The organism is Martinezella rhizogenes (genome assembly GCF_000799715.1).
Taxonomy (GTDB): domain Bacteria; phylum Pseudomonadota; class Alphaproteobacteria; order Rhizobiales; family Rhizobiaceae; genus Rhizobium; species Rhizobium rhizogenes_C.
This window is the reverse complement of sequence record NZ_JUHG01000018.1, coordinates 300,214-326,478: the sequence shown is the minus strand read 5'-3', so window position 1 is coordinate 326,478 and position 26,265 is coordinate 300,214. Positions and strand designations below refer to the sequence as shown.

General features: G+C 60.9%; 27 protein-coding genes. 13 read left to right on the top strand and 14 right to left on the bottom strand.

Features of this window, described 5'->3' with window-relative positions:
• Positions 1-2: 2 nt before the first annotated feature.
• The 5 genes from EX00_RS27745 to EX00_RS27725 form a co-directional block, all read right to left on the bottom strand.
• The gene (locus tag EX00_RS27745) at positions 3-401 is read right to left on the bottom strand and encodes an NADH:ubiquinone oxidoreductase subunit NDUFA12 (protein WP_047465105.1); all 399 of its coding nucleotides are present in this window, start codon (positions 399-401) and stop codon (positions 3-5) included.
• 105 nt (positions 402-506) lie between these two features.
• Positions 507-974: a GNAT family N-acetyltransferase gene (locus tag EX00_RS27740; RefSeq protein WP_047465102.1), complete on the bottom strand. Its 468-nt coding sequence runs from the start codon at positions 972-974 to the stop codon at positions 507-509.
• Between the two features lie 19 nt (positions 975-993).
• Positions 994-1,497: a GNAT family N-acetyltransferase gene (locus tag EX00_RS27735; RefSeq protein ID WP_047465100.1), complete on the bottom strand. Its 504-nt coding sequence runs from the start codon at positions 1,495-1,497 to the stop codon at positions 994-996.
• Positions 1,498-1,501: 4 nt separating this feature from the next.
• The gene (gene gatB / locus EX00_RS27730; protein WP_047465099.1) at positions 1,502-3,007 is read right to left on the bottom strand and encodes an Asp-tRNA(Asn)/Glu-tRNA(Gln) amidotransferase subunit GatB; all 1,506 of its coding nucleotides are present in this window, start codon (positions 3,005-3,007) and stop codon (positions 1,502-1,504) included.
• 87 nt (positions 3,008-3,094) lie between these two features.
• Positions 3,095-3,604, bottom strand: a complete 510-nt coding sequence (locus EX00_RS27725) for a GNAT family N-acetyltransferase (RefSeq protein ID WP_047465096.1) — start codon at positions 3,602-3,604, stop codon at positions 3,095-3,097.
• Positions 3,605-3,904: 300 nt separating this feature from the next.
• On the opposite strand from EX00_RS27725, the gene EX00_RS27720 reads away from it, so the two are divergent.
• Positions 3,905-4,162 carry a YjhX family toxin gene (locus EX00_RS27720; protein WP_047465092.1) on the top strand — a complete coding sequence of 86 codons (258 nt, stop codon included), beginning with the start codon at positions 3,905-3,907 and terminating at the stop codon, positions 4,160-4,162.
• Between the two features lie 72 nt (positions 4,163-4,234).
• Here the strand turns inward: EX00_RS27720 and EX00_RS27715 are convergent, their stop codons facing one another.
• From EX00_RS27715 to EX00_RS27700, 4 genes are all read right to left on the bottom strand, one after another.
• Entirely contained in the window at positions 4,235-6,244 is a 2,010-nt protein-coding gene (locus EX00_RS27715; RefSeq protein WP_047465091.1) for a DUF4139 domain-containing protein, read from the bottom strand.
• A 263-nt stretch (positions 6,245-6,507) separates the two neighbouring features.
• On the bottom strand, positions 6,508-7,989 hold the full coding sequence (gatA, locus tag EX00_RS27710; protein ID WP_047465088.1) for an Asp-tRNA(Asn)/Glu-tRNA(Gln) amidotransferase subunit GatA: 1,482 nt from the start codon (positions 7,987-7,989) through the stop codon (positions 6,508-6,510).
• Positions 7,990-8,049: 60 nt separating this feature from the next.
• Entirely contained in the window at positions 8,050-8,337 is a 288-nt protein-coding gene (gene gatC / locus EX00_RS27705; protein ID WP_047465086.1) for an Asp-tRNA(Asn)/Glu-tRNA(Gln) amidotransferase subunit GatC, read from the bottom strand.
• Positions 8,338-8,404: 67 nt separating this feature from the next.
• Complete coding sequence (locus EX00_RS27700; RefSeq protein WP_047465084.1) at positions 8,405-9,115, bottom strand: metal-dependent hydrolase; 711 nt, start codon at positions 9,113-9,115, stop codon at positions 8,405-8,407.
• A gap of 116 nt (positions 9,116-9,231) precedes the next feature.
• Here EX00_RS27700 and ruvX point away from each other — a divergent pair, with 116 nt between their 5' ends.
• The gene (gene ruvX, locus EX00_RS27695; RefSeq protein ID WP_047465082.1) at positions 9,232-9,726 is read left to right on the top strand and encodes a Holliday junction resolvase RuvX; all 495 of its coding nucleotides are present in this window, start codon (positions 9,232-9,234) and stop codon (positions 9,724-9,726) included.
• On the opposite strand, the gene EX00_RS27690 is transcribed toward ruvX, so the two are convergent.
• From EX00_RS27690 to EX00_RS27675, 4 genes are all read right to left on the bottom strand, one after another.
• Positions 9,663-9,995 carry a DUF6105 family protein gene (locus EX00_RS27690; RefSeq protein WP_047465080.1) on the bottom strand — a complete coding sequence of 111 codons (333 nt, stop codon included), beginning with the start codon at positions 9,993-9,995 and terminating at the stop codon, positions 9,663-9,665. The genes ruvX and EX00_RS27690 overlap by 64 nt on opposite strands.
• Complete coding sequence (locus EX00_RS31820) at positions 9,992-10,165, bottom strand: hypothetical protein (protein WP_202903780.1); 174 nt, start codon at positions 10,163-10,165, stop codon at positions 9,992-9,994. The genes EX00_RS27690 and EX00_RS31820 overlap by 4 nt, the downstream gene beginning before the upstream one ends.
• 129 nt (positions 10,166-10,294) lie before the next feature.
• The gene (locus EX00_RS27680) at positions 10,295-10,954 is read right to left on the bottom strand and encodes a TetR/AcrR family transcriptional regulator (protein ID WP_047465076.1); all 660 of its coding nucleotides are present in this window, start codon (positions 10,952-10,954) and stop codon (positions 10,295-10,297) included.
• A 103-nt stretch (positions 10,955-11,057) separates the two neighbouring features.
• Positions 11,058-11,675 (bottom strand): GNAT family N-acetyltransferase, encoded by a 618-nt coding sequence (locus EX00_RS27675; protein ID WP_047465074.1) that lies wholly within the window; start codon positions 11,673-11,675, stop codon positions 11,058-11,060.
• Positions 11,676-11,759: 84 nt separating this feature from the next.
• On the opposite strand from EX00_RS27675, the gene EX00_RS27670 reads away from it, so the two are divergent.
• Together EX00_RS27670 and vapC are read left to right on the top strand one after the other, a co-directional pair.
• Positions 11,760-11,960, top strand: coding sequence for a type II toxin-antitoxin system VapB family antitoxin (locus EX00_RS27670; protein WP_047465071.1), 201 nt, complete (start codon positions 11,760-11,762; stop codon positions 11,958-11,960).
• Positions 11,957-12,355 (top strand): type II toxin-antitoxin system VapC family toxin, encoded by a 399-nt coding sequence (gene vapC / locus EX00_RS27665; RefSeq protein ID WP_047465068.1) that lies wholly within the window; start codon positions 11,957-11,959, stop codon positions 12,353-12,355. Before EX00_RS27670 ends, vapC begins: the two co-directional genes overlap by 4 nt.
• Before the next feature lie 15 nt (positions 12,356-12,370).
• On the opposite strand, the gene EX00_RS27660 is transcribed toward vapC, so the two are convergent.
• Positions 12,371-14,029, bottom strand: coding sequence for an acyl-CoA dehydrogenase family protein (locus EX00_RS27660; protein WP_047465066.1), 1,659 nt, complete (start codon positions 14,027-14,029; stop codon positions 12,371-12,373).
• A 182-nt stretch (positions 14,030-14,211) separates the two neighbouring features.
• On the opposite strand from EX00_RS27660, the gene EX00_RS27655 reads away from it, so the two are divergent.
• From EX00_RS27655 to rpmG, 9 genes are all read left to right on the top strand, one after another.
• Positions 14,212-15,168, top strand: a complete 957-nt coding sequence (locus EX00_RS27655) for an aspartate carbamoyltransferase catalytic subunit (RefSeq protein WP_047465064.1) — start codon at positions 14,212-14,214, stop codon at positions 15,166-15,168.
• Positions 15,165-16,454: a dihydroorotase gene (locus EX00_RS27650; protein WP_047465062.1), complete on the top strand. Its 1,290-nt coding sequence runs from the start codon at positions 15,165-15,167 to the stop codon at positions 16,452-16,454. Before EX00_RS27655 ends, EX00_RS27650 begins: the two co-directional genes overlap by 4 nt.
• A gap of 32 nt (positions 16,455-16,486) precedes the next feature.
• Positions 16,487-17,104: a glycerol-3-phosphate 1-O-acyltransferase PlsY gene (gene plsY, locus EX00_RS27645; protein ID WP_047465060.1), complete on the top strand. Its 618-nt coding sequence runs from the start codon at positions 16,487-16,489 to the stop codon at positions 17,102-17,104.
• A complete protein-coding gene (gene dprA / locus EX00_RS27640; protein WP_047465059.1) occupies positions 17,104-18,255 on the top strand; it encodes a DNA-processing protein DprA in 1,152 nt (383 codons plus the stop codon). The genes plsY and dprA overlap by 1 nt, the downstream gene beginning before the upstream one ends.
• Positions 18,256-18,495: 240 nt before the next feature.
• A complete protein-coding gene (topA, locus tag EX00_RS27635; protein WP_047465058.1) occupies positions 18,496-21,165 on the top strand; it encodes a type I DNA topoisomerase in 2,670 nt (889 codons plus the stop codon).
• A complete protein-coding gene (rnr, locus tag EX00_RS27630) occupies positions 21,162-23,540 on the top strand; it encodes a ribonuclease R (RefSeq protein WP_047465057.1) in 2,379 nt (792 codons plus the stop codon). Before topA ends, rnr begins: the two co-directional genes overlap by 4 nt.
• A gap of 30 nt (positions 23,541-23,570) precedes the next feature.
• On the top strand, positions 23,571-24,026 hold the full coding sequence (locus EX00_RS27625) for a DUF983 domain-containing protein (protein WP_047465055.1): 456 nt from the start codon (positions 23,571-23,573) through the stop codon (positions 24,024-24,026).
• A gap of 307 nt (positions 24,027-24,333) precedes the next feature.
• A complete protein-coding gene (locus tag EX00_RS27615) occupies positions 24,334-25,518 on the top strand; it encodes an MFS transporter (RefSeq protein ID WP_047465052.1) in 1,185 nt (394 codons plus the stop codon).
• 96 nt (positions 25,519-25,614) lie between these two features.
• Positions 25,615-25,782 carry a 50S ribosomal protein L33 gene (gene rpmG / locus EX00_RS27610; RefSeq protein WP_007626161.1) on the top strand — a complete coding sequence of 56 codons (168 nt, stop codon included), beginning with the start codon at positions 25,615-25,617 and terminating at the stop codon, positions 25,780-25,782.
• The last annotated feature ends 483 nt before the right edge of the window (positions 25,783-26,265 follow it).

Sequence of the window (26,265 nt, the reverse complement as noted above, 5' to 3'; positions counted from 1 at the left end):
GCTCAGTTGCCCGGCGTCCAGGCGTCATAGTCGCCGGTTACCCGCGGACGTTCGCCGGCAACGGCGAGCGAACCTGGCGGGCGATAGGCCTGCGGCGAGCCGGTTGGATTGGCGCGATGCGAAATCTGCCATTCCTTGGCGACGTAATTGTCCTTGGTCGGCGGAACGTCGGTGCGGTGGTGCATCCAGCCGTGCCAGCCCGGAGGAATGGCGGAAGCCTCGGCATAACCCTTGTAGATCACCCAGCGCTTCGGAAGACCGTAGGACGACATGCCGCCTTCGTAATAGACATTGCCCAATTCATCCTCGCCGACACGCTTGCCGAACCGCCAGGTCGCGAACCGCGTACCCATCGTCTGACCATTCCACCAGGTGAAGGTTTGCAGGAGTAAATTCCACATGTCTTTTCCTCGATACCCACAACAGGGCAAGCGATACCAGAATTCAATTCTTCGCTTATGCCGCCGCTGGGCTTGCTTGTCCAGTGATTCCAGCGGCAAAAGCGGTCATTTCAAAGTCATCTTGAAACCGAGATGGCTCGGCTTGAAGCCCAATCTCTCATAGAAACGATGGGCATCCTTGCGCACGGCGTTCGATGTCAGCTGCACCAGCCGCATGCCGCGGCCTTTTGCCTCGCCAATGCAGAATTCGATCATGGCAGCACCAATCCCCTGCCCGCGCAGATCGCCTCGCGTCTGCACGGCTTCGATGATCATCGCGGAGGAGCCGCGCCCGGTCAGAGATGTCGTGATCATCGTCTGGAACGTGCCCACCGCTTCGCCAGCCAGTTCGGCAACATAAAGCGTCTGATCGGACGAGGACTGGATGGTGCGGAACGCCCGGAGGTAGTCGTCATAGGCGGCGCGATCGGTAGTATCGCCGTGGCCGCCGACAGCATCGGCGGCGAAGAGAGCGATCAAGGCGGGAAGGTCAGACTCACGAGCTTCGCGAATGATCAAATTGGCGCCGTTCATGATCGACCTGCCTCAGCTTTCAGTGGTCTTCGAGAGGCTTCTCGAACACCAGCGCCGGAATGCCCGATTGCTCATTTCCGCAGTTTTCGGTGCGGCCGACTTCGACAAAACCATGCGCCTTGTAAAAGGCGATCGCCGGCTCATTTTGCGGATCGACTTCGAGCCGCATGACCTCGGCATCCGGAAAGCAGGTTTCGAGCTCGGCGAAGATATCGCGGCCGACGCCCTGACGCTGGCAGCGCGGGCTGACATAGAGCATGTAGAGCACCACGGTTTTCGTCAGCTCGGTCGACATGGCGGCATAGCCCATGCCGCCGATGTTCTTGCCGTCGTCCGCGACGAGAAACTCGGAGTTCTTTCTGGCGAGCCGCGTCCTCAAGGATTGAAGAGAATGCCAGGAACCATGCAGTTCGCTGACCTTGTCTGCACCATAGAGCCGATCATAGGTCGCATGCCAGGTTTCGCGCAGCAGAGCACGGACCTTCTCCAGATCCTGCTCGCCGGCGGTGCGGACGAAATACACCCGATTATTCCTCTTCGATGCCGAGCTTGGCCTTGACGAGGGCTTGCACGGCCTGCGGATTGGCCTTACCGCCGGTCGACTTCATCACCTGGCCCACGAACCAGCCGGCAAGCGTCGGCTTGGCCTTGACCTTGGCGACCTGATCCGGATTGGCGGCGATGATCTCGTCGACGGCCTTTTCGATGGCACCGGTGTCGGTGACCTGCTTCATCCCTCGGGCTTCGACAATCTCGGTGGGATCGCCGCCTTCGGTAAGCACGATCTCGAACACATCCTTGGCGATCTTGCCGGAGATGGTTTCGGCCTTGATGAGATCGATGATCGCGCCGAGCTGGGCGGGCGAAACCGGAGTCTCTTCAATATCTTTGCCGGTTCTGTTCAAGGCGCCCAGCAAGTCGTTGATCACCCAGTTCGCCGCCATCTTGCCGTCACGACCAGCCGCAACGGTTTCAAAATAATCGGCGATCGCCTTTTCTGAGACGAGCACCGAGGCATCGTAGATCGACAGGCCGAGCTCGTGTACGAAGCGCTCCTTCTTGTCGTCCGGCAGCTCCGGCAGATGCGCCGCAAGCTCCTTGACGAAGGCATCGTCGAATTCGAGCGGCAGCAGGTCCGGATCGGGGAAATAGCGATAGTCATGCGCGTCTTCCTTGGCGCGCAGGGAGCGGGTCTCGCCCTTGGTCGGATCGAACAGGCGGGTTTCCTGGTCGATCGAACCGCCATCCTCCAGAATGCCGATCTGGCGGCGGGCTTCGGATTCGATCGCCTGGCCGATGAAGCGGATGGAGTTGACGTTCTTGATCTCGCAGCGCGTACCGAACTCGCCGCCCGGACGGCGCACGGAAACGTTGACATCGGCGCGCATCGAGCCTTCGTCCATGTTGCCGTCGCAGGTGCCGAGATAGCGCACGATCGTCCGCAGCTTGGTCATGTAGGCCTTGGCCTCATCCGACGAGCGCATGTCCGGCTTGGAGACGATTTCCATCAGCGCCACGCCGGACCGGTTGAGGTCGACATAGGACATGGTGTTGTGCTGATCGTGCAACGACTTGCCTGCGTCCTGTTCCAGATGCAGGCGCTCGATGCCGATCTCAATATCCTCGAATTGGCCCTGACGATCGGGGCCGAGCGAGATGACGATCTTGCCCTCGCCGACAATCGGGTCCTTGAACTGAGAGATCTGATAGCCCTGCGGCAGGTCGGGATAGAAATAGTTCTTGCGGTCGAAGATCGAGCGGTTGTTGATCTGCGCCTTAAGACCAAGACCGGTGCGCACGGCCTGCTTGACGCATTCCTCGTTGATGACCGGCAGCATGCCAGGCATGGCTGCATCAACCAGCGAGACGTTGGAATTCTGCGGCTTGCCGAACTCGGTCGAAGCACCGGAGAAGAGCTTGGATTTGCTCAACACCTGGGCATGGACTTCCATCCCGATAACAATCTCCCAATCGCCGGTGGCACCGGGGATGAAGCGTTTCGGATCTGGCGTACGGACGTCGACAAGGGTCATGGGAAGCTCTTGAAATGCTGTTCTTCTGAACTTTGTGAGGTAGAGCAATTGGCGGGGCGGCGCAAGACTTTCGGCACCGCGCGGGCGCTATAAGCCCGAACCATATGTCCCGTCGCTACCATCAACCAGCGTCTTGGCGAGGCCAACCGTCGGCAGGTCGCGATCGAGCTTCAGAGAATAGACGACGGAGAGCCAGTGGATGGCATAGCCATGGGCCTTGAAGAAGCCGATTGCCTCGCCGTTGTCGGCATGGGTCTGCAACGCGACGTTTTCCAGCCCCTGCCCGCGAACATCCTGCTCGATGCGCGCCAGCAATGCCGAGCCGAGCCCTTGCCTGAGAAAATCCGGATCGATCCAGAAATCGGAGATGGTCTCGTCCAGCGCCTCTCGCGCCGCCCAGCCGGCGACCTCCCCGTTCAACTCAACGACGGTAATCGTCAGCCAGACATCGCGGGTGAAATTCGAGAAGGCATCGCTGGCGCCTTCCAGCATCGCCTCGGAGCCGCCGACCGACCCCATGGCCTTCCGCCACGACCGCAGGCCGATATTGGTCAATATCTCCGTTTCGCCCTCGCGAGCATTGCGAATATGGATCATCGAGCCCCCGATGTTTTCAGCAGTAAAACACCGGCCCGCGGCTTTTGCCAGCGGCCAGATGAAAGCAAGTGCACAATAGCGACCCATGTCCAACGAGAGTGCAACTTGACCGGCGGCTACAACCTGTTTTAAAAATGCCGCGTCAATGGAGTTTTTATGTCCAATTCGTCTGAGCCCCGGTAAAGGCCCCGCCCGCAAGTTTTCTTGTGCGCTGGGCCCGAAAACGAAGCCCCGGCTTCCCTGAAGGGAGCGCCGGATTGTTTTGTTGCGCCTTATGGCGCTTTCCGGATCTCGAAAACCATGGACATTTCCCGCGCAGAACAGCGCATCCTGCATCTGCTCGCCCAGGGCGGGCGCATTGAAATCATTCGCTCCGAAACCAAGAAGATCGAGGACGCGAGTTGCTTCACCCGCGACGGCTGGCTCTATCCCGATTTCGGGATTGAACTCTTTCGCAAGCTCAGACGCCTGAAGGCCATCAGGTCTACCGACGGCTATCCCTATCGGATCACGGAGAAGGGGCTGAAGCTGGTGAGGGCACAGCTGAATAATCGATAGAGACACGAGAGCCGCCCGATCGGGGCGGCTCTCACCCGCTGATGCGGCTCACGGGCAGTGCGCCGAGAGCGATCAGAATGTCCTGATGATGTCCGTCACATGGTCGCCTCGACGATCGCTTTCCTCCTGCACCGAATCGCGCCTTTCGTTCATTGCAGCGATTTGATCCTCGCTATCCGCCAGAGCCTTCAAATAGCGCTTCTTCAGATCACTATTGTCAGGCACGGCGCCGATATTGCGTCTTATCCGCTCCTGCTCATTGATAGTTTTCTCGATTTCACTATCGAGGCTCGCCAGTTCGTTCTGGATCGCGACCTGCCTTTTGCGCGCGTCTGCAAGATTTGCGAGCTTGTCCGTAAGTTCTTTGTCATGGGTCGAAGCCGACCATCCGAGCAGCATGTCCGGCTCTGCGTCGACTAGAGCATAACTGTTGCTCTGAAGCTGCTCGTCGACCGCCGTCAGTGTCTTTTCCGTAGCCGCCGGAACAACCGTCTTGAGCCGCTGGTGTGTTGCCGTCTTGCCGAAGCTTTCGCCGGACGAAAATGACCAGCTGTCCTTGATCGGGTGCTCGACGATGACAGTCCTTTCGCCGTCAAGTGCCCCTGACACAGTGTATGTGGTCGTCTGGCGATATTTAACGACTGCTTGCATCACACCATCCGAAACCTTCAGGGAGGCAATCTCCTCGGTCGGCGTCTGCTGCTCGCTGATCGATACCTTTCGATCGGTTGCAAAACTGGCGAGGCGCGTATCCCCCTTGGGCAGCGCGGATAGCTGGGAATCGCCGACGTAGCCAATCTTGCTATCGTAGAGCGTGAGAATTCCCGCCGGCATGCTGACACCTGTGGTGTTCTTGAGCATCACGGCGGCGATGGGATTGCGGAAGGCGCTGCCCGCCCGATACATGTCCACCATATCCGCATCCAGTTCCGCATCCACGATCGGCACCGATAAGGTGTCGCCATTTGCCAGATCGTAAGTCCCTGGAAGCTCAAAAGTGGCCGAGATATCGCTTTCGGTCGCAGCGGTCGGATTGGCTGCGGCCATTTGCATTGGCACTGCCGGCCTTTCCAGCTCGTCAGCCATGTATGCCGACGCCCCTGCCTTTCTGTTGACACCGCCCATCATTGCCTTGGCAGGCGCGGGCGCTGCTTGTTCCTCGACATCCGATGACAGACGCTGCCTGTTGGACAGGTCTCCGCTATCGGGATCAGGAACATTGCTCGAAGCCGTGTCGACCGGCACCTCTTGCCGCTCTCTCCAGTAGAGCTGGTGCAGGCCCTGCTTCAGCGTCACCGGCTCGGCGGAAGTCAACGTCAGTTTTACGCCCTTCCAATCTTCGCCACTGGCGTTTTCCAGCACGGTCCATGCCTGCAAACGCGCTTTGCCATTTCCCTCGGTCACAACCTTGTAAGCCGTTTTCCAGATCGGAGACGGAACGACATAGGTTAGACCGACATCGCCGCTGCTCTTCGCACCGTTCACCTTGATATCAATGGTGCGGGTGCTATCGTTCTTGCCGCGGGCAATGGCAGATGCTGCTTTGGCTACCTTTGCTCTCATGTCGGCATCGTCAATCCGGACGGACGCATCCTCACCAAGCGCCAGCGTCTCCACCGCGCCATCCTTGTCAAGAACGGTCAGCAGGTGAACCGTCGCGTTCTCGCCGGCCTTCCTGATTTCGATCCCGAGAATGTCTCCCTCAACTGTTTTTCCGCCGCTGGTTACCGATACCCTGGCGCCCTGTATCGATGTCAGAAGCGACGGCACGGATGAGAGCGCTTCCGGCGTGAACGGCAGCCCCTTGAAAGTTTCCTGCAACGGCTGCGGCCCTGCCAGCGAAATGCCAGCCACCGAGCCCTCTGTCCCATTGACCACAAGGCTCTTGAGCATGTCATCGACCTGATCGAGCGGCACCTCGAGCCGGACTACGCCGTCGCTATCGACTGCGGCCGATCGAGAGACCTCGGCAAGGCCACCCGAGGACAAGGTAATGGCACGAATGGCCCCACTGTCGGCCGCCAGCGAAACTGCTGGAAATGCTACGCTGAGAAGCAGGATCGCCGTGACTTTTTTGAGCATGAAGAGACCTTCCGAATCGGTTGCAAATGATAAGGCCAAGCGGCTCGTTGCAATTTATGATCGAATTTCGGTCCAAAGTATGATCCCGCCCGGGCGGAATATTGGCACGCGCGGATAGGAAAAGAATTCATTGCGAGCTGCGTCTATGATGCTGGTGTTCTTGAAATTCGCATCCAGCGCGTCGCCGCTCGGTCAGCCGGCAAATCCAACCGCGCCGACCGCTTTACGGTCGGCGACGGTCATAGATCTTAAGATGAGGTTGCTTACCACCACTTCGTCGGCGTGAACTTGCCGGCGGCCCGTTCGATGACGTGCGCCGTCTTGAACAGCGTTTCTTCGTCGAACGGCTTGCCGATGAGCTGCAGGCCGAGCGGCAGACCCTTCTTGTCGAGGCCAGCGGGGACGGCGATGCCGGGGAGACCGGCCATGTTGACTGTCACCGTGAAGATGTCATTGAGGTACATCTTGACCGGATCGGAGGCGAGGTCCTCGTCGGCGATGCCGAAGGCCGAGGACGGCGTGGCGGGCGTCAGGATGGCGTCGACGCCAGCGTGGAAGGCAAGCTCGAAGTCGCGCTTGATCAGTGTGCGGACCTTCTGGGCGCGCAGGTAATAGGCGTCGTAATAGCCGGCGGAGAGTACGTAGGTGCCGATCATGATGCGGCGCTTGACCTCGTTGCCGAAGCCGGCGGCGCGGGTCTTCTCGTACATGTCAGCAATGTTCTCGCCATCGACGCGCAGGCCGTAACGCACGCCATCATAACGGGCGAGGTTCGACGATGCCTCGGCGGGGGCGACGATGTAATAGGCCGGCAGGGCGTATTTCGTGTGCGGCAGCGAGATGTTGACGATCTCGGCGCCGGCATCCTTCAGCCAGGCAATGCCCTGCTGCCAGAGCGTTTCGATCTCGTCCGGCATGCCATCAACGCGATATTCGTTCGGAATACCGATCTTCATGCCCTTCAGCGACTGGCCGAGCGAAGCTTCGTAATCCGGCACCGGCAGATCGACCGAGGTCGTGTCCTTGGCGTCGACGCTGGCCATCGACTTCAGGAGGATGGCGGCGTCGCGAACATCGCGGGCGATCGGGCCGGCCTGGTCGAGCGACGAGGCGAAGGCGACGATGCCCCAGCGCGAGCAGCGGCCATAGGTTGGCTTGATGCCGACCGTGCCCGTGAAGGCGGCGGGCTGGCGGATGGAGCCGCCGGTGTCGGTGGCCGTAGCACCGGCGCAGAGGTGCGCGGCAACGGCAGCGGCCGAACCGCCCGAGGAACCGCCCGGAACGAGCTGCTGGTTCGAGCCATTAGCGCGCCAGGGGTTGATCACCGGGCCGTAGTAAGAACTCTCGTTGGAGGAGCCCATGGCGAACTCATCCATGTTGAGCTTGCCGAGCATGACGGCACCGTCGTTCCAGAGGTTCTGGGTCACGGTCGATTCATAGCGCGGCTCAAAACCGTCGAGAATATGGCTGCAGGCCTGGGTGTGGACGCCTTCGGTGCCGAAGAGATCCTTGATCCCCAGCGGAATGCCTTCCAGCGCACCGGCCTTGCCGGCGGCAAGACGCGCGTCGGATGCCTTGGCCATATCGCGCGCCTTTTCCGGCGTCACCTTGATATAGGCGTTGAGCTGAGCATTGACCGCGTCGATCGTCGAGAGATAGGCCTCGGTGAGTTCGGTGGCGGTGATGTCCTTGGCGCGCAGCTTGTCGCGGGCTTCGGCAATGGTCAGGCTGGTCAGTTCGCTCATCTTGTTTCGCTTCAGATCTTTAAAAAGGGCAACGGGTCGGAACAGGCTCGGAGCGAGCCCCTATTCGACGACTTTGGGCACCAGGAAGAAATTCTGATCGGTGATCGGCGCGTTGGCGACGATGTCATCGGCCTTGCTGCCGTCGGTGACTTCGTCCGTCCGCTTCTTCATCGCCATCGGCGTGACGGAGGTCATGGCCTCGATCCCGTCGACATTCACTTCGGAGAGTTGCTCGACGAAGCCGAGAATGCCGTTCAGCTCGCCCATCATCCGCTGCGCTTCGTCTTCATTGACGGCGATGCGGGCAAGATGGGCGACGCGTTTAACGGTGGCAAGATCGACGGACATGGCATTCTCCGGATAGGATTTTTCCTATCGCTATAAAGGCCATGTCCGCCATACGCAACGGGTATCGTTATGCGGAAACGCTCTCGCCCGGCTTGGGCGCCGCGACCGCCGTCTTCGAACCCTCCAGGCCGGCAATGAACTTTTCCGGGGTCTGGTCGATGATCGGGAAGGTGCCGTAGTGGCAGGGAATGGCGGTCTTGAAGTTGAAGAAGCGCTGGCAGGCGAGTGCTGCGACGGCGCCGCCCATGGTGAAGCGGTCGCCGATCGGCACGATGCCGATGTCGGGCTGATGCAGCTCGTTGATCAGGCCCATGTCGGAGAAGATGTCGGTATCGCCCATGTGGAACAGCGACGGCTCGTCGTCGAAATGTAGCATCAGGCCGTTCGGATTGCCGAGCGCATGCGACATGCCATCCTCGGTGATCTGCGCGGAGGAATGCAGCGCGTTGGTGAAGGTGGCGGTGAAGCCGCCCAGGGAGACTGTGCCGCCGGTATTGCCCATTTCCAGCTTCTCGACACCCTTGCTGCCGAGCCAGGCGGCGAGATCGGCGTTGGCGAGAACGACGGCGCCAGTGTCCTTGGCGATCTGAACCGTATCGCCGACATGGTCGGCATGGCCGTGGGTGAGCAGGATGTGCGTGACGCCCGCCGTGGCCTCCTTGAGGTCGATCCCGGCAGCGGCGAAGGAAGAGTTATAGCTGAGGAATGGGTCAATAAGGATTTTAGCCTTGGCCGTTTCGAGACGGAAAGCGGAGTGGCCGAGCCAAGTGATCTTCATGGATTTCTCCTTAATGCTTGATTTGAAATGCAAGACTGGTGTTAGGACATATCCGAAACCGTCACAAAGAAAAGCGGTGTGGACTTCAATTTGTTTTGACGGGGAGACAACAGCCTATGACGACGCTGACCATCGAAGACCTTGCCGTGATGCTGCTGCCCCGACAGGCGATTGCCGGCCTCGATCTCGGCACCAAGACGATCGGCCTTGCCATGTCCGATCTCGGCCGGCGGTTCGCCACGCCACGCCCGGTGATCAAGCGGGTGAAGTTCACCCAGGATGCCCAGACGCTGCTTGCCTTCGCCGAGAAGGAAAAGGTCGCCGCCTTTGTCATCGGGCTACCGATGAACATGGATGGGTCGGCGGGGCCGCGTGTGCAGGCAACCCGCGCCTTCGTGCGCAGCATGGCCGACAAGACCGCCCTGCCCTTCGTCTACTGGGATGAGCGGCTGTCGACGGTCGCAGCCGAACGGGCGTTACTGGAAATGGACGTTTCGCGCGCCAAGCGGGCCGAGCGCATCGACTCGGCTGCCGCAAGCTTCATTCTTCAGGGAGCCTTGGACAGGCTCTCGGCTCTCGGCAGGCCGGCTTTTCCAGACCTCGATTCCTGACGGCGCTTCCACCACGCCAGGATGTCGGCGCGCTTGCGGAAAGCGAGGAGCGCGAAAACCAGCAAGGTGTCGAAGGCGATGGCACGGGCCACCAGCGGCGGAATGGTTTCCGGCGGAATGCCCAGAATATTGCCGTAGATATGGAAGACGAGGTCATGCATCTGCCGCGTGAGCATGAAGATGCCGAAGCTCATATCGTAATATGACAGGTAATACCACGCCCCGAGGAACGAGACAGGCGCGGCCCAGAAGATCAGCACCCACTTCATGCGGTTCCCCTTCGGCGCTGATATTGCGTCGTTCCAGACGAAAGGACCAGCCAGTTCGTCAGCGCCATGGCGCTCAACACCATTGCCGGCACCGTTATATCTAGTGCCAGAACGGCGAAGAACATCATCGCCGCGATGAGAAACGGGATTTTTGCGGGTCTGGACCCCATGGCTGCACGCTTATTGGTTAACAATCAGTCTTCGCACAGTGGCGAGTTAACCGATGCGGCGCAATGTAAACCAATTGTTAAGGTTAACAGCCGGGCGAGGCTGTGGATATCTCCCGAACGATCAGAGTATCAGCCGTAAACGCCACGCACGATGCGCCTCAGCGCCGTGGCCGCCTTCTCCCAATCCTTCGTTGTTTTCAACGCCAGGCCTGCGCATTGGTCACCAACGGCGGCGGAGAGAACCAAATGCTGTATGGCCGAGAAGATCAGCGCATTGACGGCGACTGCGTCGATCCCCTTTGGTGGCAGCAGCGAGCCGCGCATGCGCTCGATCCAGCCGCCGAGCGCCTTCGAGCGCGCTTCCGAAAGCCGTCGCACCTGTTCGCTGTTCTCGGAGACTTCCCAAGCGACGATACGGCGCATCAGCGGATCGGCACGCAGCGCATCAAGGAAAAGCAGAGCCAGACGCTCCATCAGGTCGCCATAGGTCAGCAGGAACATGCCGCCGGTATCGTCGGGGATACGATCCTTCACCCAGCTTCCGAGATCCGTGCCGATCGCCTCCACCAGGCCGTTGAGGCCGCCGTAATAGCGGTAGATCAGCTGCTTGTCGCAGCCGGCGCCGCGGGCGACCGCATTGATGCCGAAATTCTGGAATCCCTCCTCCGCCAGCAGCCGTTTGGCGGCATCGAGGATAGCCTGTTCGGTGGCGGCGCGATTACGAACTCGCTTTTCCGGCTCGACGGGTGTTTCGATCGGCTCTCTCAGAACGGCGTTTGCGCTCGGCATCGTGTCGGCTCCAGTCAGTCACCGGTCGGTGAATAGCAAGCCAAGCACAAGCGAACAATGACGCGACGGGGATGGCGGCATGTTAAACTGAGGAATCCACAGATTAGAGATATTGGCCGAACCAGACGGTGCTCTCCGATGCAAGCGCTGTCGGCAATTCCACCTGCGTAAATCCGCGTGACGCCCAGAATCGAATCCCGCTGTGATTGCCCGCACTTGCGCCAAGGTGCACGCCTTTGACTTCATTGTCGCGGGTGTTCGACAGCCATTTGTCGAGAAGCGCGCTGCCGATGCCCCGCCCCTGTGTGCGCGGCAAAAGGTTCATATGGATATGGGCCGGAAACGGATCGGTGAGAACGGCGGGCACTCTCTTTGGATGATGGATTGCATAACTGCGCTGCTGATCCGCGTTCCATGCCGACGGATCGCCCGTTGGCTCCGGATAGCGTTCCCGCAGTTCCGGCCACCATTCGCGCTCCAGCCTTTCCTCGAAAGCAGCCGTGTCGAAGACGCCGGCGATGTAACCACAAACTCCCTCCTCGTCCTCCGCAACAAAGACGGTCTGCGGGCTGAGAACAGCGTAGGGCACCGAATAAATATGCCCGATCATCCGCCCATCGCGATGGAGCGCCGTCGCATCCTTGCCGGCATCGCCTGTGACCAGGGAGATGACATAGAGCTGGTCGATGTCATCGGGTCGGACGGAACGGAGGTTGATCATGGGGGACCTCGATAATTGCTTTCGCGTTTACATTTCGCGCGCTGATGTGTATGATTTCTTATCGACATACACACGAGATTGCAAATGCGAACGAACATCGACATTGACGACGCATTGATCGCGGAAGCGATGGCTGCAACAGGACAGTCGACGAAAAAGGCGACCGTTGAAGAAGCTTTGCGGAGCGTCGTTCGCTGGCATCGCCAGAAAAAAGCCTTCGATGACCTTGCCGGACTTGGTTGGGAAGGCGATCTCGAAGACATGCGCAGAGATCGGCAAACGTGATCGTTGTCGACAGCTCCGTTTGGATTTCGCTTCTACGCGCAACGGAGACGGAAGCCGTGCTTCGTTTGCGAAACATACTCACCGCAGGGCCTCCCGATATTCTGGTCGGAGACCTGATCCTTCTCGAGGTTCTTCAAGGTGCCCGGGGCGAGCGACAGGCAACATTGATCGAACGAAACCTTCGCCAATTTACCATTCGACCGATGTTGAATGACGCACTCGCCGTCAAGGCAGCGCGCAATTACCGCCTGCTACGTGCGCAGGGAGTTACGGTGCGCAAAACCATAGACGTCATCATCGGTACATTCTGCATCGAAGAAGGCCATACTCTTCTTCACGATGATCGAGACTTCGATCCGATGTCCGCACATCTGGGCTTACAAGTCGCCCTGTAAATCCAACCCCACCACCTAAGTCGCCGGCGGATACAGCAGATCGACGATGTAGCTCGCGTCGAACCGCGCATCGAGCATGCCGTAGGTCGAGCGCCAGCCGCCGGCCAGGCGGGTTTCGATGAAGGCGTCGGCGATCTTGCCGGCACCCAGTCGATAAAGCTCTGCGGCACCGGCGGCGAGCGCCATCTGCTCGATCAGCAGGCGGGCAGCGCCCTCGTCCTGTTCGCACAGCGCCATGGCGGCCCGGAGCACGTCGATGGTCTTCTTGCCCGCCGGACCGAGATCGCGGGCAAGGCCGGCGAAGACGGTCTCGAACAGGTCCCTGCCCCGGTTCAGCACGCGCAGCAGATCGAGCGCCATGACATTGCCGGAGCCTTCCCATATCGCATTGACCGGTGCCTCGCGATAATGCCGGGCGATCGGGCGTTCCTCGATATAGCCGCTGCCGCCGATGCACTCCATCGCCTCGTAGATCAGCGCGGGCGCGATCTTGCAGCACCAGTATTTGGCAACCGGCGTCATGACGCGGGCATAGGCGGCGTCTTCGCTGCTGGTGCTGGCCTTGTCAAAGGATTCCGCCAGCCGGAAGGCGAGCGCGGTTGCGGCCGCGACATCGAGCGCCATGTCGGCGAGTACGCGCGTCATGATCGGCTGCTGCACCAGCGTCTTGCCGAAAACGCTGCGGCCGCGCGTATGATGCACGGCTTCGGCGAGCGAAGCCCGCATAATGCCGGCGGAGGCAAGGGCGCAATCGAGGCGCGTCAGCGTCACCATGTCGAGAATGGTGCGGATGCCGCCATCGGGGGCACCGAGCAGGAAGCCGAAAGTGTCGCTGAACTCGACCTCGGAAGAGGCATTCGAGCGATTGCCGAGCTTGTCCTTTAGCCGCTGGAATTGCAGGCCGTTGGCGGAGCCATCCTCGAGCAGTCGCGGCACCAGGAAGCAGCCCATGCCGTCCTTGGTCTGCGCCAGCATGATGAAGGCATCGCTCATCGGCGCCGACATGAACCATTTGTGGCCGGAGAGCCGGTAGATACCGTCGCTGACCTTGTCGGCGGTCGTCTTGTTGGCGCGCACATCCGTGCCGCCCTGCTTTTCCGTCATGCCCATGCCGATGGTGACGGCGGACTTCTGCATGGCCGGCTTGTTGGACGAATCATACTTGCGCGACAGGACCTTCGGCGCCCAGTCTTTTTGCACCGCCGGAGACGCCATCATCGCCGCGACCGAAGCGCTGGTCATGGTCAGCGGGCAAAGATGGCCGCATTCGAGCTGCGCCGTAAGATAGAAACGTGCTGCGCGAACCTTGTGCGACTGGCCTTTCGCATCCGGATCGGCCTGTGCGTCCCAGATAGAAGAATGCAGACCCGCCGACATCGAACGGCGCATCAACGCATGCCAGGCCGGGTGGAATTCGACCACGTCCAGCCGTTCACCGCGCGGCCCATGGGTGCGCAGTTGCGGTGTGCCCTGGTTTGCCATGCGCGCCAGTTCCTGCGCCTCATGCGAGGTGACGTAGCGGCCCATCTGCTCCAGATCCTCGCGCGTCGAGCGCGGCAGGCCGGAGGTCAGATCGACGATCAGCGGATCGGAACGATAAGCATTGATGCCGGACCAGAGGCTCGGCTGGTTCAGTTCAGCAAATGTATCGTCATTCCGGGTCGATTGGGTCATATTTCGCTTTTAGAGCATGAGGATTGCAAAAGGAAACCGGAAGTTTCGTCTCGCGAGATTAGCGCTGTAACGAGATTCGAATCAAATTGCATGGGGAACAAATGAGCTTATCCAAAGCCCACGCTTGCCCCTGAGCCACTCCCTCTTTATAGACGCCCTGACGAAATCCAGAGGGCAGCTTCATGGTCTTCTTTCCCCACCGCCACCTCATCGGCATCAAGGGCCTCACCGAGCAGGATATCACCTATCTTCTCGACAAGGCCGACGAGGCGGTGAAGATCAGCCTCCAGCGCGAGAAGAAGACATCGACGCTTCGCGGGCTGACGCAGATCAATCTCTTTTTCGAAGCCTCGACCCGCACGCAAGCCTCTTTCGAATTGGCTGGCAAGCGGCTGGGTGCCGACGTGATGAACATGTCGGTCGGCAACTCCTCGGTCAAAAAAGGCGAGACGCTCATCGACACGGCGATGACCCTGAACGCCATGCGCCCCGACGTGCTGGTCATCCGCCATTCCAGCGCCGGCGCCGCCGCGCTCTTGGCACAGAAGGTCTCCTGCTCCGTCGTCAACGCCGGCGACGGCCAGCACGAGCATCCGACGCAGGCGCTGCTCGACGCGCTGACCATCCGCCGCGCCAAGGGCAAGCTGTCGCGCATCATCGTGGCGATCTGCGGCGACGTGCTGCATTCGCGCGTCGCCCGCTCCAACATTCTGCTGCTGAATGCCATGGGCGCGCGGGTTCGGGTCGTGGCACCCGCCACCCTGCTGCCCGCCGGGATTGCGGATATGGGCGTTGAGGTCTTCCATTCGATGAAGGAAGGGCTGAAGGACGCCGATGTGGTGATGATGCTGCGCTTGCAGCGCGAACGCATGTCCGGTGCCTTCGTGCCTTCGGTGCGCGAATACTTCCATTTCTATGGGCTCGACGCAGAGACGCTGAAGGCCGCCAAGGAGGATGCGCTGGTCATGCATCCCGGCCCGATGAACCGTGGTGTCGAGATTGCCTCGGAAGTCGCCGACGGCCCGCAAAGCGTCATCGCCGAGCAGGTGGAAATGGGCGTCGCTGTGCGCATGGCAGTCATGGAGACGCTGCTGATCTCACAGAACCAGGGGCCGCGCACCGAGGGAGCTGGCGCATGAGCAACTCGATCGTCCTCCAGAACGTCCGCATCATCGACCCCTCGCGCAATCTCGATGAGGTCGGCACGATCATCGTCGCAAACGGCCTCATCGTCGCTGCCGGCAAGGACGCGAAGAGCCAGGCCGCACCGAAAGGCGCCGAAGTGCGGGATTGCACCGGCCTCGTCGCCGTTCCCGGCCTGGTCGATGCCCGCGTGCATGTCGGCGAGCCCGGCGGCGAGCATCGCGAGACCATTGCCTCGGCCAGCCGCGCGGCGGCGGCCGGCGGCGTTACCTCATTCATCATGATGCCGGACACCGATCCCGTCATCGACGACATCGCTCTGGTCGAATTCGTCAAGAAGACGGCGCGCGATACGGCTGTCGTCAATGTCTATCCGGCTGCAGCCCTCACCAAGGGCCTTGCCGGCGAGGAAATGACGGAAATCGGCCTCCTGCGCCAAGCCGGTGCCGTCGTCTTTACCGACGCGCATTCCGGTGTCCACGACACGCAGGTTCTGCGCCGGATCATGACCTATGCGCGCGAATTCGGCGCGGTCATTTCCTGCGAGACCCGCGACAAATATCTTGGCGCCAATGGCGTCATGCATGAGGGGCTGTTTGCAAGCTGGCTCGGCCTTTCCGGCATTCCGAAGGAAGCCGAGCTCATTCCGCTCGAGCGCGATCTGAGGATCGCTGCCCTGACCCGCGGCCACTACCACGCAGCGATGATTTCGGTGCCGGAATCGGCGGAGGCCATCCGCCTTGCCCGCTCTCGCGGCGCAAAGGTCACCTGCGGCATCTCGATCAACAATCTGGCGCTGAACGAAAACGACATCGGCGAATATCGCACCTTCTTCAAACTCTATCCGCCGCTACGTGCCGAAGACGACCGCATGGGGATGATCGAGGCACTGGCCGACGGCACGATCGACATCATCGTCTCCTCGCACGATCCGCAGGATGTGGACACGAAGCGCCTGCCGTTCGGAGAGGCGGAGGATGGCGCGGTCGGGCTGGAAACACTGCTCGCCGCAGCGCTTCGGCTCTATCACAGCGGCCATGTCAGCCTGATGCGGCTGATCGACGCCCTGTCGACGCGGCCGGCGCAGATCTTCGGTCTCGACGCCGGCACGCTGAAGCCGGGCGCGAAGGCCGATATCGCCTTGATCGATCTCGATGAGCCTTGGCTTGTCGCCAAAGACATGCTTCTGTCGCGCTCGAAGAATACACCGTTCGAAGACGCAAGAATGAGCGGCCGGGCCGTTGCAACCTATGTCGCGGGCAAGCTGGTTCACAGTCTCTAGGTGAAGCTGGGGCTTATAGGGAATAAGACGTGATGGCGGAATTCTGGACATGGCAGCTCACCCTGCCGACCGCACTGGCAGCAGCCGTTATCGGCTATCTCCTCGGCTCCATTCCCTTCGGCCTGGTTCTGACGCGCATGGCCGGTCTCGGCGATGTCCGCAATATCGGCTCGGGCAATATCGGCGCAACCAATGTGCTGCGCACCGGTAACAAAGGTCTGGCGGCGGCAACGCTGCTGCTTGATGCCTTCAAGGGCACGGTGGCAGTACTGATCGTCTCGCACTTCTTCGGCGAGGACGCAGGTATTCTCGCCGGCTTTGCCGCCTTCATCGGCCATATCTTTCCGGTCTGGATCGGCTTCAAGGGCGGCAAGGGTGTTGCGACCTACCTGGGTATTCTCCTCGGCCTCGCGCCGTTCATGGCTTTGATCTTCGCCATCGTCTGGCTGGTCATCGCCTTCACTACCCGCTACTCTTCTCTTTCCGCACTGGTTGCAACCCTTGTCATTCCGGTTGCATTGTGGATACTGGGCGCCGACAAGATCGCCGCCGTCATGGCGCTGATGACCGTTATCTCCTGGTACAAGCACCGGGCCAATATCATCAGGCTGACAGCCGGCACGGAAACCAAGATCGGAGCGAAGGGGTAATGGTCGCAGGCAGCGCAGGACGAAACGGAATTGCGCTGACGGAAAAACAAAGGATCGCCTGGCTCAGGCTCATCCGCTCCGACAATGTCGGCCCCTCGACCTTTCGCGATCTCATTCATCATTATGGCTCCGCTGAAGCCGCTCTCGCCGCCTTGCCGGACCTGTCGCAACGCGGTGGCGGGACGCGGGTGATCCGCATCGCCAGTGAGCAGGACGCGCTGCGCGAACTGGAGGCAGTGCATCGTTTCGGCGCCCGCTTCGTCGGCATCGGCGAGCCGGGCTATCCGCAGGCTCTGAAAGAGATCGACGGGGCGCCGCCGCTTCTGACTGTCAAAGGCAACCTGTCGGCAGCGGTTCGTCCGGCCATCGGCATCGTCGGTTCGCGCAATGCCTCGATCAGCGGCGCGAAATTCGCTGCCATGATCGCCCGCACCTGCGGCGAGGCCGGCTACGCCATCATCTCGGGCCTCGCCCGTGGCATCGATACGGCCGCGCACCGCGCCAGCCTTCGGACCGGCACAATCGCCGCCATGGCCGGTGGGCTCGACCAGCCCTACCCGCCTGAAAATGTCGGCCTGCTGAACGAGATATGGGACGGCGACGGCCTTGCCGTCAGCGAGATGCCGTTTGGCTGGGAACCCCGGGCGCGCGACTTCCCGCGCCGCAATCGGCTGATATCAGGCATTTCTCTCGGCCTCGTCGTGGTCGAGGCTGCGACACGCTCCGGTTCGCTGATCACCGCGCGCCTTTCCGGCGAATTCGGCCGACTGGTCTTTGCTGTCCCCGGTTCGCCGCTCGATCCGCGCTGCGAGGGCACCAATGGCTTGCTAAAGGACGGTGCGATGATCGTCACCCGTCCGGAGGATATCGTCGAAGCGCTGCGGCCATTGGCCGAACCCGACCTGTTTCGCTCGCAACTTGCGGAAACGCCGGTCGAAAAGAACGACAAGCCGTTGTCGCCACCGCCAGACGATACCGACCGCGATCAGATCGTCGACGCGCTCGGACCGACGCCCGTGGAGATCGACGACATTATCCGGCATACCGGCCTGTCGGTATCGTCGGTCCATTCCGTGCTTCTCGAACTGGACATGGCTGGGCGGCTGCATCGACATCCGGGCGGGCTGGTGTCGATCTCAATGCTGGATTGAAAGCATGGCCGATCATCCCGATATGATGGCTGCACCCCCGCCGGAAGCGTCGGCGAACATTTTTTCGGGATGTAATACAGATGCCATCCGGAAGGGATCGCGGCATCGAGCCGTTGGCAAAAATCGACATCGCCTCTTGACCGCGACGAATTCCCTGTCCATGTCGGAAGGCCGGGGAGCGAAAATACCCGGTTTCTCCCGCGCCTTTTTCCGGCGCGACCTCTTATTCAGAGATTTATGATGAACGTTGTAGTGGTGGAATCGCCTGCCAAGGCCAAGACAATCAACAAATATCTGGGACCCGGATATACGGTTCTTGCTTCCTTTGGCCATGTGCGAGACCTGCCCGCCAAGGACGGCTCGGTCCTGCCCGATCAGGACTTCGAGATGCTGTGGGAAGTTGACGCCGCTTCGCAAAAGCGGATGAAAGACATCGCCGATGCGATGAAAACCTCCGATGCCCTATTTCTCGCGACCGACCCGGATCGCGAAGGCGAAGCGATTTCCTGGCATGTGCTCGATCTTCTCAACAAGAAGCGTGTCATCAACGGCAAGCCCGTCAAGCGCGTCGTCTTCAATGCCATCACCAAGAAGGCCGTGCTCGACGCCATGGCCGACCCACGCGACATCGATGTGCCGTTGGTCGACGCCTATCTCGCCCGCCGCGCCCTCGACTATCTCGTCGGCTTCAACCTGTCGCCGGTGCTGTGGCGCAAGCTGCCCGGCGCTCGCTCGGCGGGTCGCGTGCAGTCGGTGGCGCTGCGCCTCGTCTGCGATCGCGAAACCGAGATCGAGCGCTTTATTTCCGAGGAATACTGGAATCTCTCGGCAATCCTGAAGACGCCGCGCGGCGACGAATTCGAGGCCCGGCTGGTGGCTGCCAATGGCAAGCGCCTGCAACCGCGTGCTGTCGGCAATGGCGAAGAGGCCGGCAATCTGAAGGCGCTGCTGGAAGGCGCCTCTTATGTCGTCGACACCGTCGAGGCAAAGCCGGTCAAGCGCAATCCGAGCCCGCCCTTTACCACCTCCACCCTGCAGCAGGCCGCTTCCTCCAAGCTCGGCTTCTCGGCCTCGCGCACCATGCAGGTCGCACAGAAGCTCTATGAAGGTGTCGACATCGGCGGCGAAACCGTCGGTCTCATTACCTATATGCGTACGGACGGTGTGCAGATGGCACCGGAAGCGATCGACGCGGCGCGGATCGCCATCGCCGATCAGTTCGGCAACCGCTACCTGCCGGAAAAGGCCCGCCTCTACTCGACCAAGGCGAAGAACGCCCAGGAAGCGCACGAAGCGATCCGCCCGACGGATTTCGACCGTACTCCGGATCGTGTGCGCAAATACCTCGATGCCGATCAGCTCCGGCTCTACGACCTCGTCTGGAAGCGTGGCATCGCCAGCCAGATGGCCTCGGCCGAGATCGAACGTACCACCGTCGAGATCCTCGCCGCCAATGGCGACCAGAAGGCTGGCCTGCGCGCCGTTGGCTCCGTGATCCGCTTCGACGGCTTCATCGCCGCCTATACGGACCAGAAGGAAGACGGCGAGCAGAGCGACGATGCCGACGACGAGGATGGCCGCCTGCCGGAGATCAATGCGCGCGAAAACCTCGCCAAGCAGAAGATCAACTCGACACAGCACTTTACCGAGCCGCCACCGCGCTATTCTGAGGCATCGCTGATCAAGAAGATGGAAGAGCTCGGCATCGGCCGCCCGTCGACCTATGCGGCAACGCTGGCGACGCTGCGCGACCGCGACTATGTGACGATCGACAAGCGCAAGCTGTTGCCGCAGGCCAAGGGCCGCCTGGTGACCGCGTTCCTCGAAAGCTTCTTCACCAAGTACGTCGAATACGACTTCACGGCCGATCTCGAAGAGAAGCTCGACCGCATTTCGGCCGGCGAATTGAACTGGAAGGATGTGTTGCGCGACTTCTGGCGCGACTTCTTCGCCCAGATCGAGGACACCAAGGAGTTGCGCGTCACCAACGTGCTCGACGCGCTGAACGAAGCGCTGGCGCCGCTGGTCTTCCCGAAGCGTGAAGACGGCAGCGACCCGCGCATCTGCCAGGTCTGCGGCACCGGCAACCTGTCGCTGAAGCTCGGCAAATACGGCGCCTTCGTCGGCTGCTCAAACTATCCGGAATGCAACTATACGCGCCAGCTCTCCTCGGATGGCGGCACTGAAGCCGAATCCTCGGGCTTGAGCGAACCGAAGGCGCTCGGCACCGATCCGGTGACCAATGAGGAGTTGACGCTGCGCTCCGGCCGTTTCGGACCCTATATCCAGCGTGGCGATGGCAAGGAAGCCAAGCGCGCCTCTCTGCCGAAGGGCTGGAAGCCGGAAGACATCGACTACGAGAAGGCGATGGCGCTGATCTCGCTTCCCCGCGATATCGGCAAGCATCCCGAAAGCGGCAAGATGATCTCATCCGGCATCGGCCGTTACGGGCCGTTCCTGCTGCATGACGGCAGCTACGCCAATCTCGAGACAGTGGAAGACGTCTTCACCGTCGGCCTCAACCGCGCCGTCACCGTTATTGCTGAAAAGCAGAGCAAGGGACCAGGCGGAGGACGCGGCACGCCGGCGGCCTTGAAGGATCTCGGCGCCCATCCCGATGGCGGCGGCTCGATTACGGTTCGCGATGGCAAATACGGACCCTATGTCAACTGGGGCAAGGTCAACGCCACTCTGCCGAAGGGTTCTGATCCGCAGGCTATCACGGTTGAAGAAGCGCTGGCGTTGATCGTTGCCAAGGCCGGCAAGTCCGGTGGTGGAAAGCCGGCCAGAGCGCCCGCCAAGGCCAAAGCCAAGACGGCAGCGGCCGCGAGCAAGACGACGAAGACCACCGCCAAGCCGAAAGCCAAAGCGGCCTCCAAGACGAAGACAACGAAGAAGAGTGCAGAGTGAGCAGAGAACCACGCGGCAGAAATTCATCGCCGGAGCAACGCTCCGGCAAGGTTGGCCGCGTGACGAAAAACAGCGGCGATGCAGAGCCGATGATGGCGATCATCCACGGCGTCCTGCCGCCGCGCGAGGTTCTCCTGCGCTTCATCGCCGATCATCCCCAACAAGCGTCCAAGCGGGAACTTGCCAAGGCTTTCGGGCTGAAGGGCGAGGCCCGCATCGAACTCAAGAGCCTCCTGCGCGAGCTTGAACAGGACGGCATGGTGCAGAAGAGCCGCAAGTCGCTCATCCGCCCCGGCGCACTGCCGCCGATCGCTGTTCTCGATATCACCACGCGCGACAAGGACGGCAGCCTGATCGGCCGCCCGACCGAGTGGCCGGAAGAAAACGGCGTGGCTCCGGCCGTGATGATCAAACAGTCTTCTTCGCCAGCCGGCCGCAACGGCAAGGGCAAGGCGCCCGTCGCCGGCATGGGTGACCGCATCCTCGCCAAGATCTTTTCGGCCGTCGATCGCGGCGGCCCTGCCTATACCGCCCGCATCATCAAGGTCATCGACAAGCGCCAGGGCGCGTCCATGGGTGTCTTCCGCGAGACACCGGGCGGCGGCGGACGGCTGATGCCGATCCAGCGGCGCGGCGAGGAAATGGTAATCGATCCGGAATATACCGGCGATGCCAAGGACGGCGATCTGGTCGAGGTCGAAGTGGCCCGTCTCGGCCGTTTCGGCCTGCCGCGCGCCAAGGTTCTGTCGATCGTCGGCTCGGTCGCATCGGAAAAGGCGATCTCGATGATCGCCATCTATGCACATGGCATTCCGCATGTTTTCCCGCAGGCCGTCACCGCCGAGGCGGACGCAGCCAAGCCCGCTACCATGTCGCATCGCGAGGATTGGCGCAGCCTGCCGCTGATCACCATCGATCCGGCCGATGCCAAGGACCATGATGACGCCGTCTATGCCGAAATGGACCCGTCACCCGACAATCCGGACGGCGTGATCATCACCGTCGCCATCGCCGACGTCTCCTGGTATGTGCGCCCCAAGTCGGCGCTGGATCGCGAGGCCCAGAAGCGCGGCAATTCGGTCTATTTCCCGGACCGCGTCGTGCCGATGTTGCCCGAGCGCATCTCCAACGATCTCTGCTCGCTCAAGGAAGGCGTCGACCGCCCTGCCCTTGCCGTGCGGATGGTCTTTTCCAAGGAAGGCCGGAAAGCCGGCCACACCTTTCATCGCATCATGATGAAGAGTGCCGCCAAGCTGTCCTATCAGCAGGCGCAGGCGGCGATCGATGGCCAGCCGGACGACAAGACCGGGCCGATGCTGGAGCCCATCCTGAAGCCGCTGTGGCACGCCTACAAGATCATGCAGCGTGGCCGCGAACGGCGTCAGCCGCTCGAACTCGACATGCCGGAACGCAAGATCCAGCTGAAGCCGGATGGCACGGTCGATCGCGTCATCGTGCCGCCGCGTCTCGACGCCCATAAGCTCATCGAAGAAATGATGATCCAGGCGAACGTCGCCGCCGCCGAGACGCTGGAGAAAAAGAAGCAGGCGCTCATCTATCGCATCCATGACGGCCCGACACTTGCCAAGCAGGAAGTGCTGCGCGAATTTCTCGCTACACTCGACATCACGCTTGCCAAGGGCGGCAATGTCCGCGCCAACAGCTTCAACGGCATCCTGGCAAAGGCCGAGGGCACGCCGCACCAGACCATGGTCAACGAGATGGTGCTGCGCTCGCAGAGCCAGGCAATCTACAGCCCCGACAATATCGGGCATTTCGGCCTGAACCTGATGAAGTACGCGCATTTCACCTCGCCGATCCGCCGCTATGCGGACCTGATCGTGCATCGCGCCCTTGTCGGCTCGCTCGGCTTCGGCGAGGGCGGCATCACGCCGGACGAGGAAGCAGTGCTCGACGATATCGCCGCCGAGATCTCCACCTTCGAGCGCCGCGCCATGGCGGCCGAGCGCGAAACAGTCGACCGGCTGATCGCCCATCATCTTGCCGGGCGTGTCGGCGAGGAATTCGAGGCACGCGTCGGCGGCGTCACCAAGTCGGGACTATTTGTCACCCTGCCCGACTATGGCGCCGATGGTTTCATCCCTATATCCACGCTCGGCTCCGACTATTTCATCTATGATGAGGCGCATCAGGCGCTGACGGGTGAAAAGACCGGGCTCGGCTTTCGCCTCGGCGACAGCGTGACGGTGCGCCTAGTGGAAGCGATCCCGCTTGCCGGTGCCCTGCGCTTCGAAATGTTGAGCGACGGCCGCGCCATGCCGACAGCGATGCGCTCCTTCCACAAGGCGACGCGCCGTAACACCAGTCCGGCGCGCAAGGCACCGGGAACAAGGCCACCGCGCGGCCGCCGATAGACGGCTGCTGCCGGCAGGAAGGAAACGTTCATGACGAGCAGCCCGTCCGATTCCACGATCCGCTATGGCGGTCCCGACGAGGCTGAACGACCGCTGGGGCGCTCCATCATGCGCGGCTTACTGAACCGCTGTCCACGCTGCGGCACGGGCAAGCTCTTCCGTGCCTTCCTGAAGCCGGTCGACCGCTGCGCCGCCTGCGGCGAGGAAATATTCCACCAGCGCGCCGACGACCTGCCACCTTATCTGGTGATCCTTGTGCTCGGCCATGTCGTGGTCGGCGGTTTTATGATGACGGATATGGCTTTTCATCTGCCCGTATGGGTCCATCTCGCCATTTGGGCGCCGATCACGGTGATCACCGCGCTGGCCATCATCCAGCCGATCAAGGGTGGCGTCATCGGTCTGCAATGGGCGCTGAGGATGCATGGCTTCGGCGGCCATGACGACAGCCCGGATGAATGGGATCAGGGGAACAACCGCTCTTGAACACCGCGCTCGAACGGATATCGCCAGCCTTATCGGCCGGCCAGGGTCGGCATGTGCCGCTACAGCCGTCGGTCATGACCGGTATGGAATCATCGCATATTGGTGATTCGCGCGAATTGCCTGATCTCCAACGGCTTGACATCGGCGGCGTTTCTTGTCTGAACATGCCGGGCGTCGAAAGGATCATTCTGGAGGGTACGACCGATCCCATGAGAGCCGAACCGTCACCTGGATTTGGCCGTGCCGTGCCTTTCTATCCCCCCGCGTCGCGAATGATTCGTTCGCCAAATGCTCTAAGGATCAATTCATGACTGAACAGACGAACGGCAAGGCCGGCCATGTCGAAGAAATTCACTGGCCTTCGCTCGTCGCCGCGATTTCGTCCGTTTCGGCTGTCGGCATCGCCATCGGCCTCGGCCTCCCGCTCCTCAGCATCATCCTGGAAAAACGCGGCATTCCCTCGAGCCTGATCGGCCTGAACACGGCGATGATGGGGGTCGCCGCGGTGATCGCGGCTCTGATCACCACGAAGCTCGCCCATCGCTTCGGCGTCACACAGACGATGATATGGGCCGTCGTGCTGTCGGCACTGAGTTCCCTCGGCTTTTACTACGCTGATAATCTGTGGCTCTGGTTTCCGTTGCGCCTGATCTTTCACGGCTCGACGACGACCCTGTTCATCCTGTCGGAATTCTGGATCAATGCCGCTTCCCCACCCTCCAAGCGAGGTTTCGTGCTCGGCATTTATTCCACGGTTTTTTCGCTCGGCTTTGCCGCTGGGCCCCTGCTGTTCTCGCTGGTCGGCAGCGAGGGGCTGATGCCGTTTGCCATCGGCGCCTGCATCATTCTCGCCGCGGCCATACCGATCTTCATCGCCCGCAACGAGAGCCCGATCGTCGACGAGAAGCCGGAGCTGCATTTCGTCCGCTACATCTTCCTGGTGCCGACAGCCACGGCTGCCGTCTTCGTGTTCGGTGCGGTGACCGTCGGCGGCGGATCCTTGTTCACCAGCTATGCCACTCGCCTGGGCTTCAACGAATCACAGGCAGCCCTGCTGCTGACGGTGATGGGCGTCGGGAACTTCATCTTTCAGATCCCGCTTGGGCTGCTTGCCGACCGTATGCACGACAAGCGGCCGTTGCTGTCGATCATGGCGACGATCGGGTTCGTCGGCGCGCTTCTGCTGCCCTCGCTGGCCTCGAACTGGATGCTTCTGGCAGTCATCCTGCTGTTCTGGGGCGGCTGCGTCTCCGGCATGTATACGGTAGGCCTCAGCCACCTCGGAACGCGCCTGACGGGCTCTGATCTGGTCGCTGCCAATGCCGCGTTCGTTTTCTGCTATGCGATCGGTATGGTCCTTGGGCCTCCGACCGTCGGCACCGCCATGGATATCGCCAGCCCCAGTGGTTTTGCCTGGGCGATCGCCTTTTTCTTCGGCCTTTATGTCCTGCTTTCGGGGATACGGCTGCTTTTCATGGGCAAGAGGGGTTGACTTTTTGGGCGCGATTTGTAGTTTCGCGCCAGAATTTGCCGTGGACCTCCGCACTGGCCGTCCACGGCTTTCATTTTTCTTAAAGGCAGGACGACCATGGCCAAGGCTACCACTATCAAGATCAAGCTGCTGTCGACGGCCGACACCGGTTTCTTCTACGTTACGACGAAGAACAGCCGTACGATGACGGACAAGATGACGAAGACCAAGTACGACCCGGTTGCTAGGAAGCACGTCGAGTTCAAGGAAACGAAGATCAAGTAAGTTTCCTAAACTTCTGGTTACAGAAAAAGGCGCAACCGCAAGGTTAGCGCCTTTCTCTTTTCGGACCCGCTTTCCTGTGCAAAACGTCACGAGGGCGCCGACGATCAGGGGATCCTAAAACGCATCTCGCTGATATTTAAGGCCAAAGAAAAACGCCGCCTCCCAAAGGAAGAGCGGCGTTTTAAATTGGGGGCCGGCTAGCCTGCAAAACGGCACGAGGAACCGCTTGAAATTGCCTGCCAGCCGACCGACCCCACGACCCAGGAGATGCGGCGGACCTGAGCATCATGGGGTATTCTCAAAACCCTCTCGGGTTATCTCTGTACGGGACTAAATTTGCGCGAAATCAAAAGAAAATCAACAAATTCTTAATGATAAAAAATTCTGCTCTGGCCGAATGGTTAAAATTCCCGCTTTTACCCAATTTCATCCATAGAAAAGATAACAATCCCGAAGCGAGTACATCCGAAAAACGAAGAGATA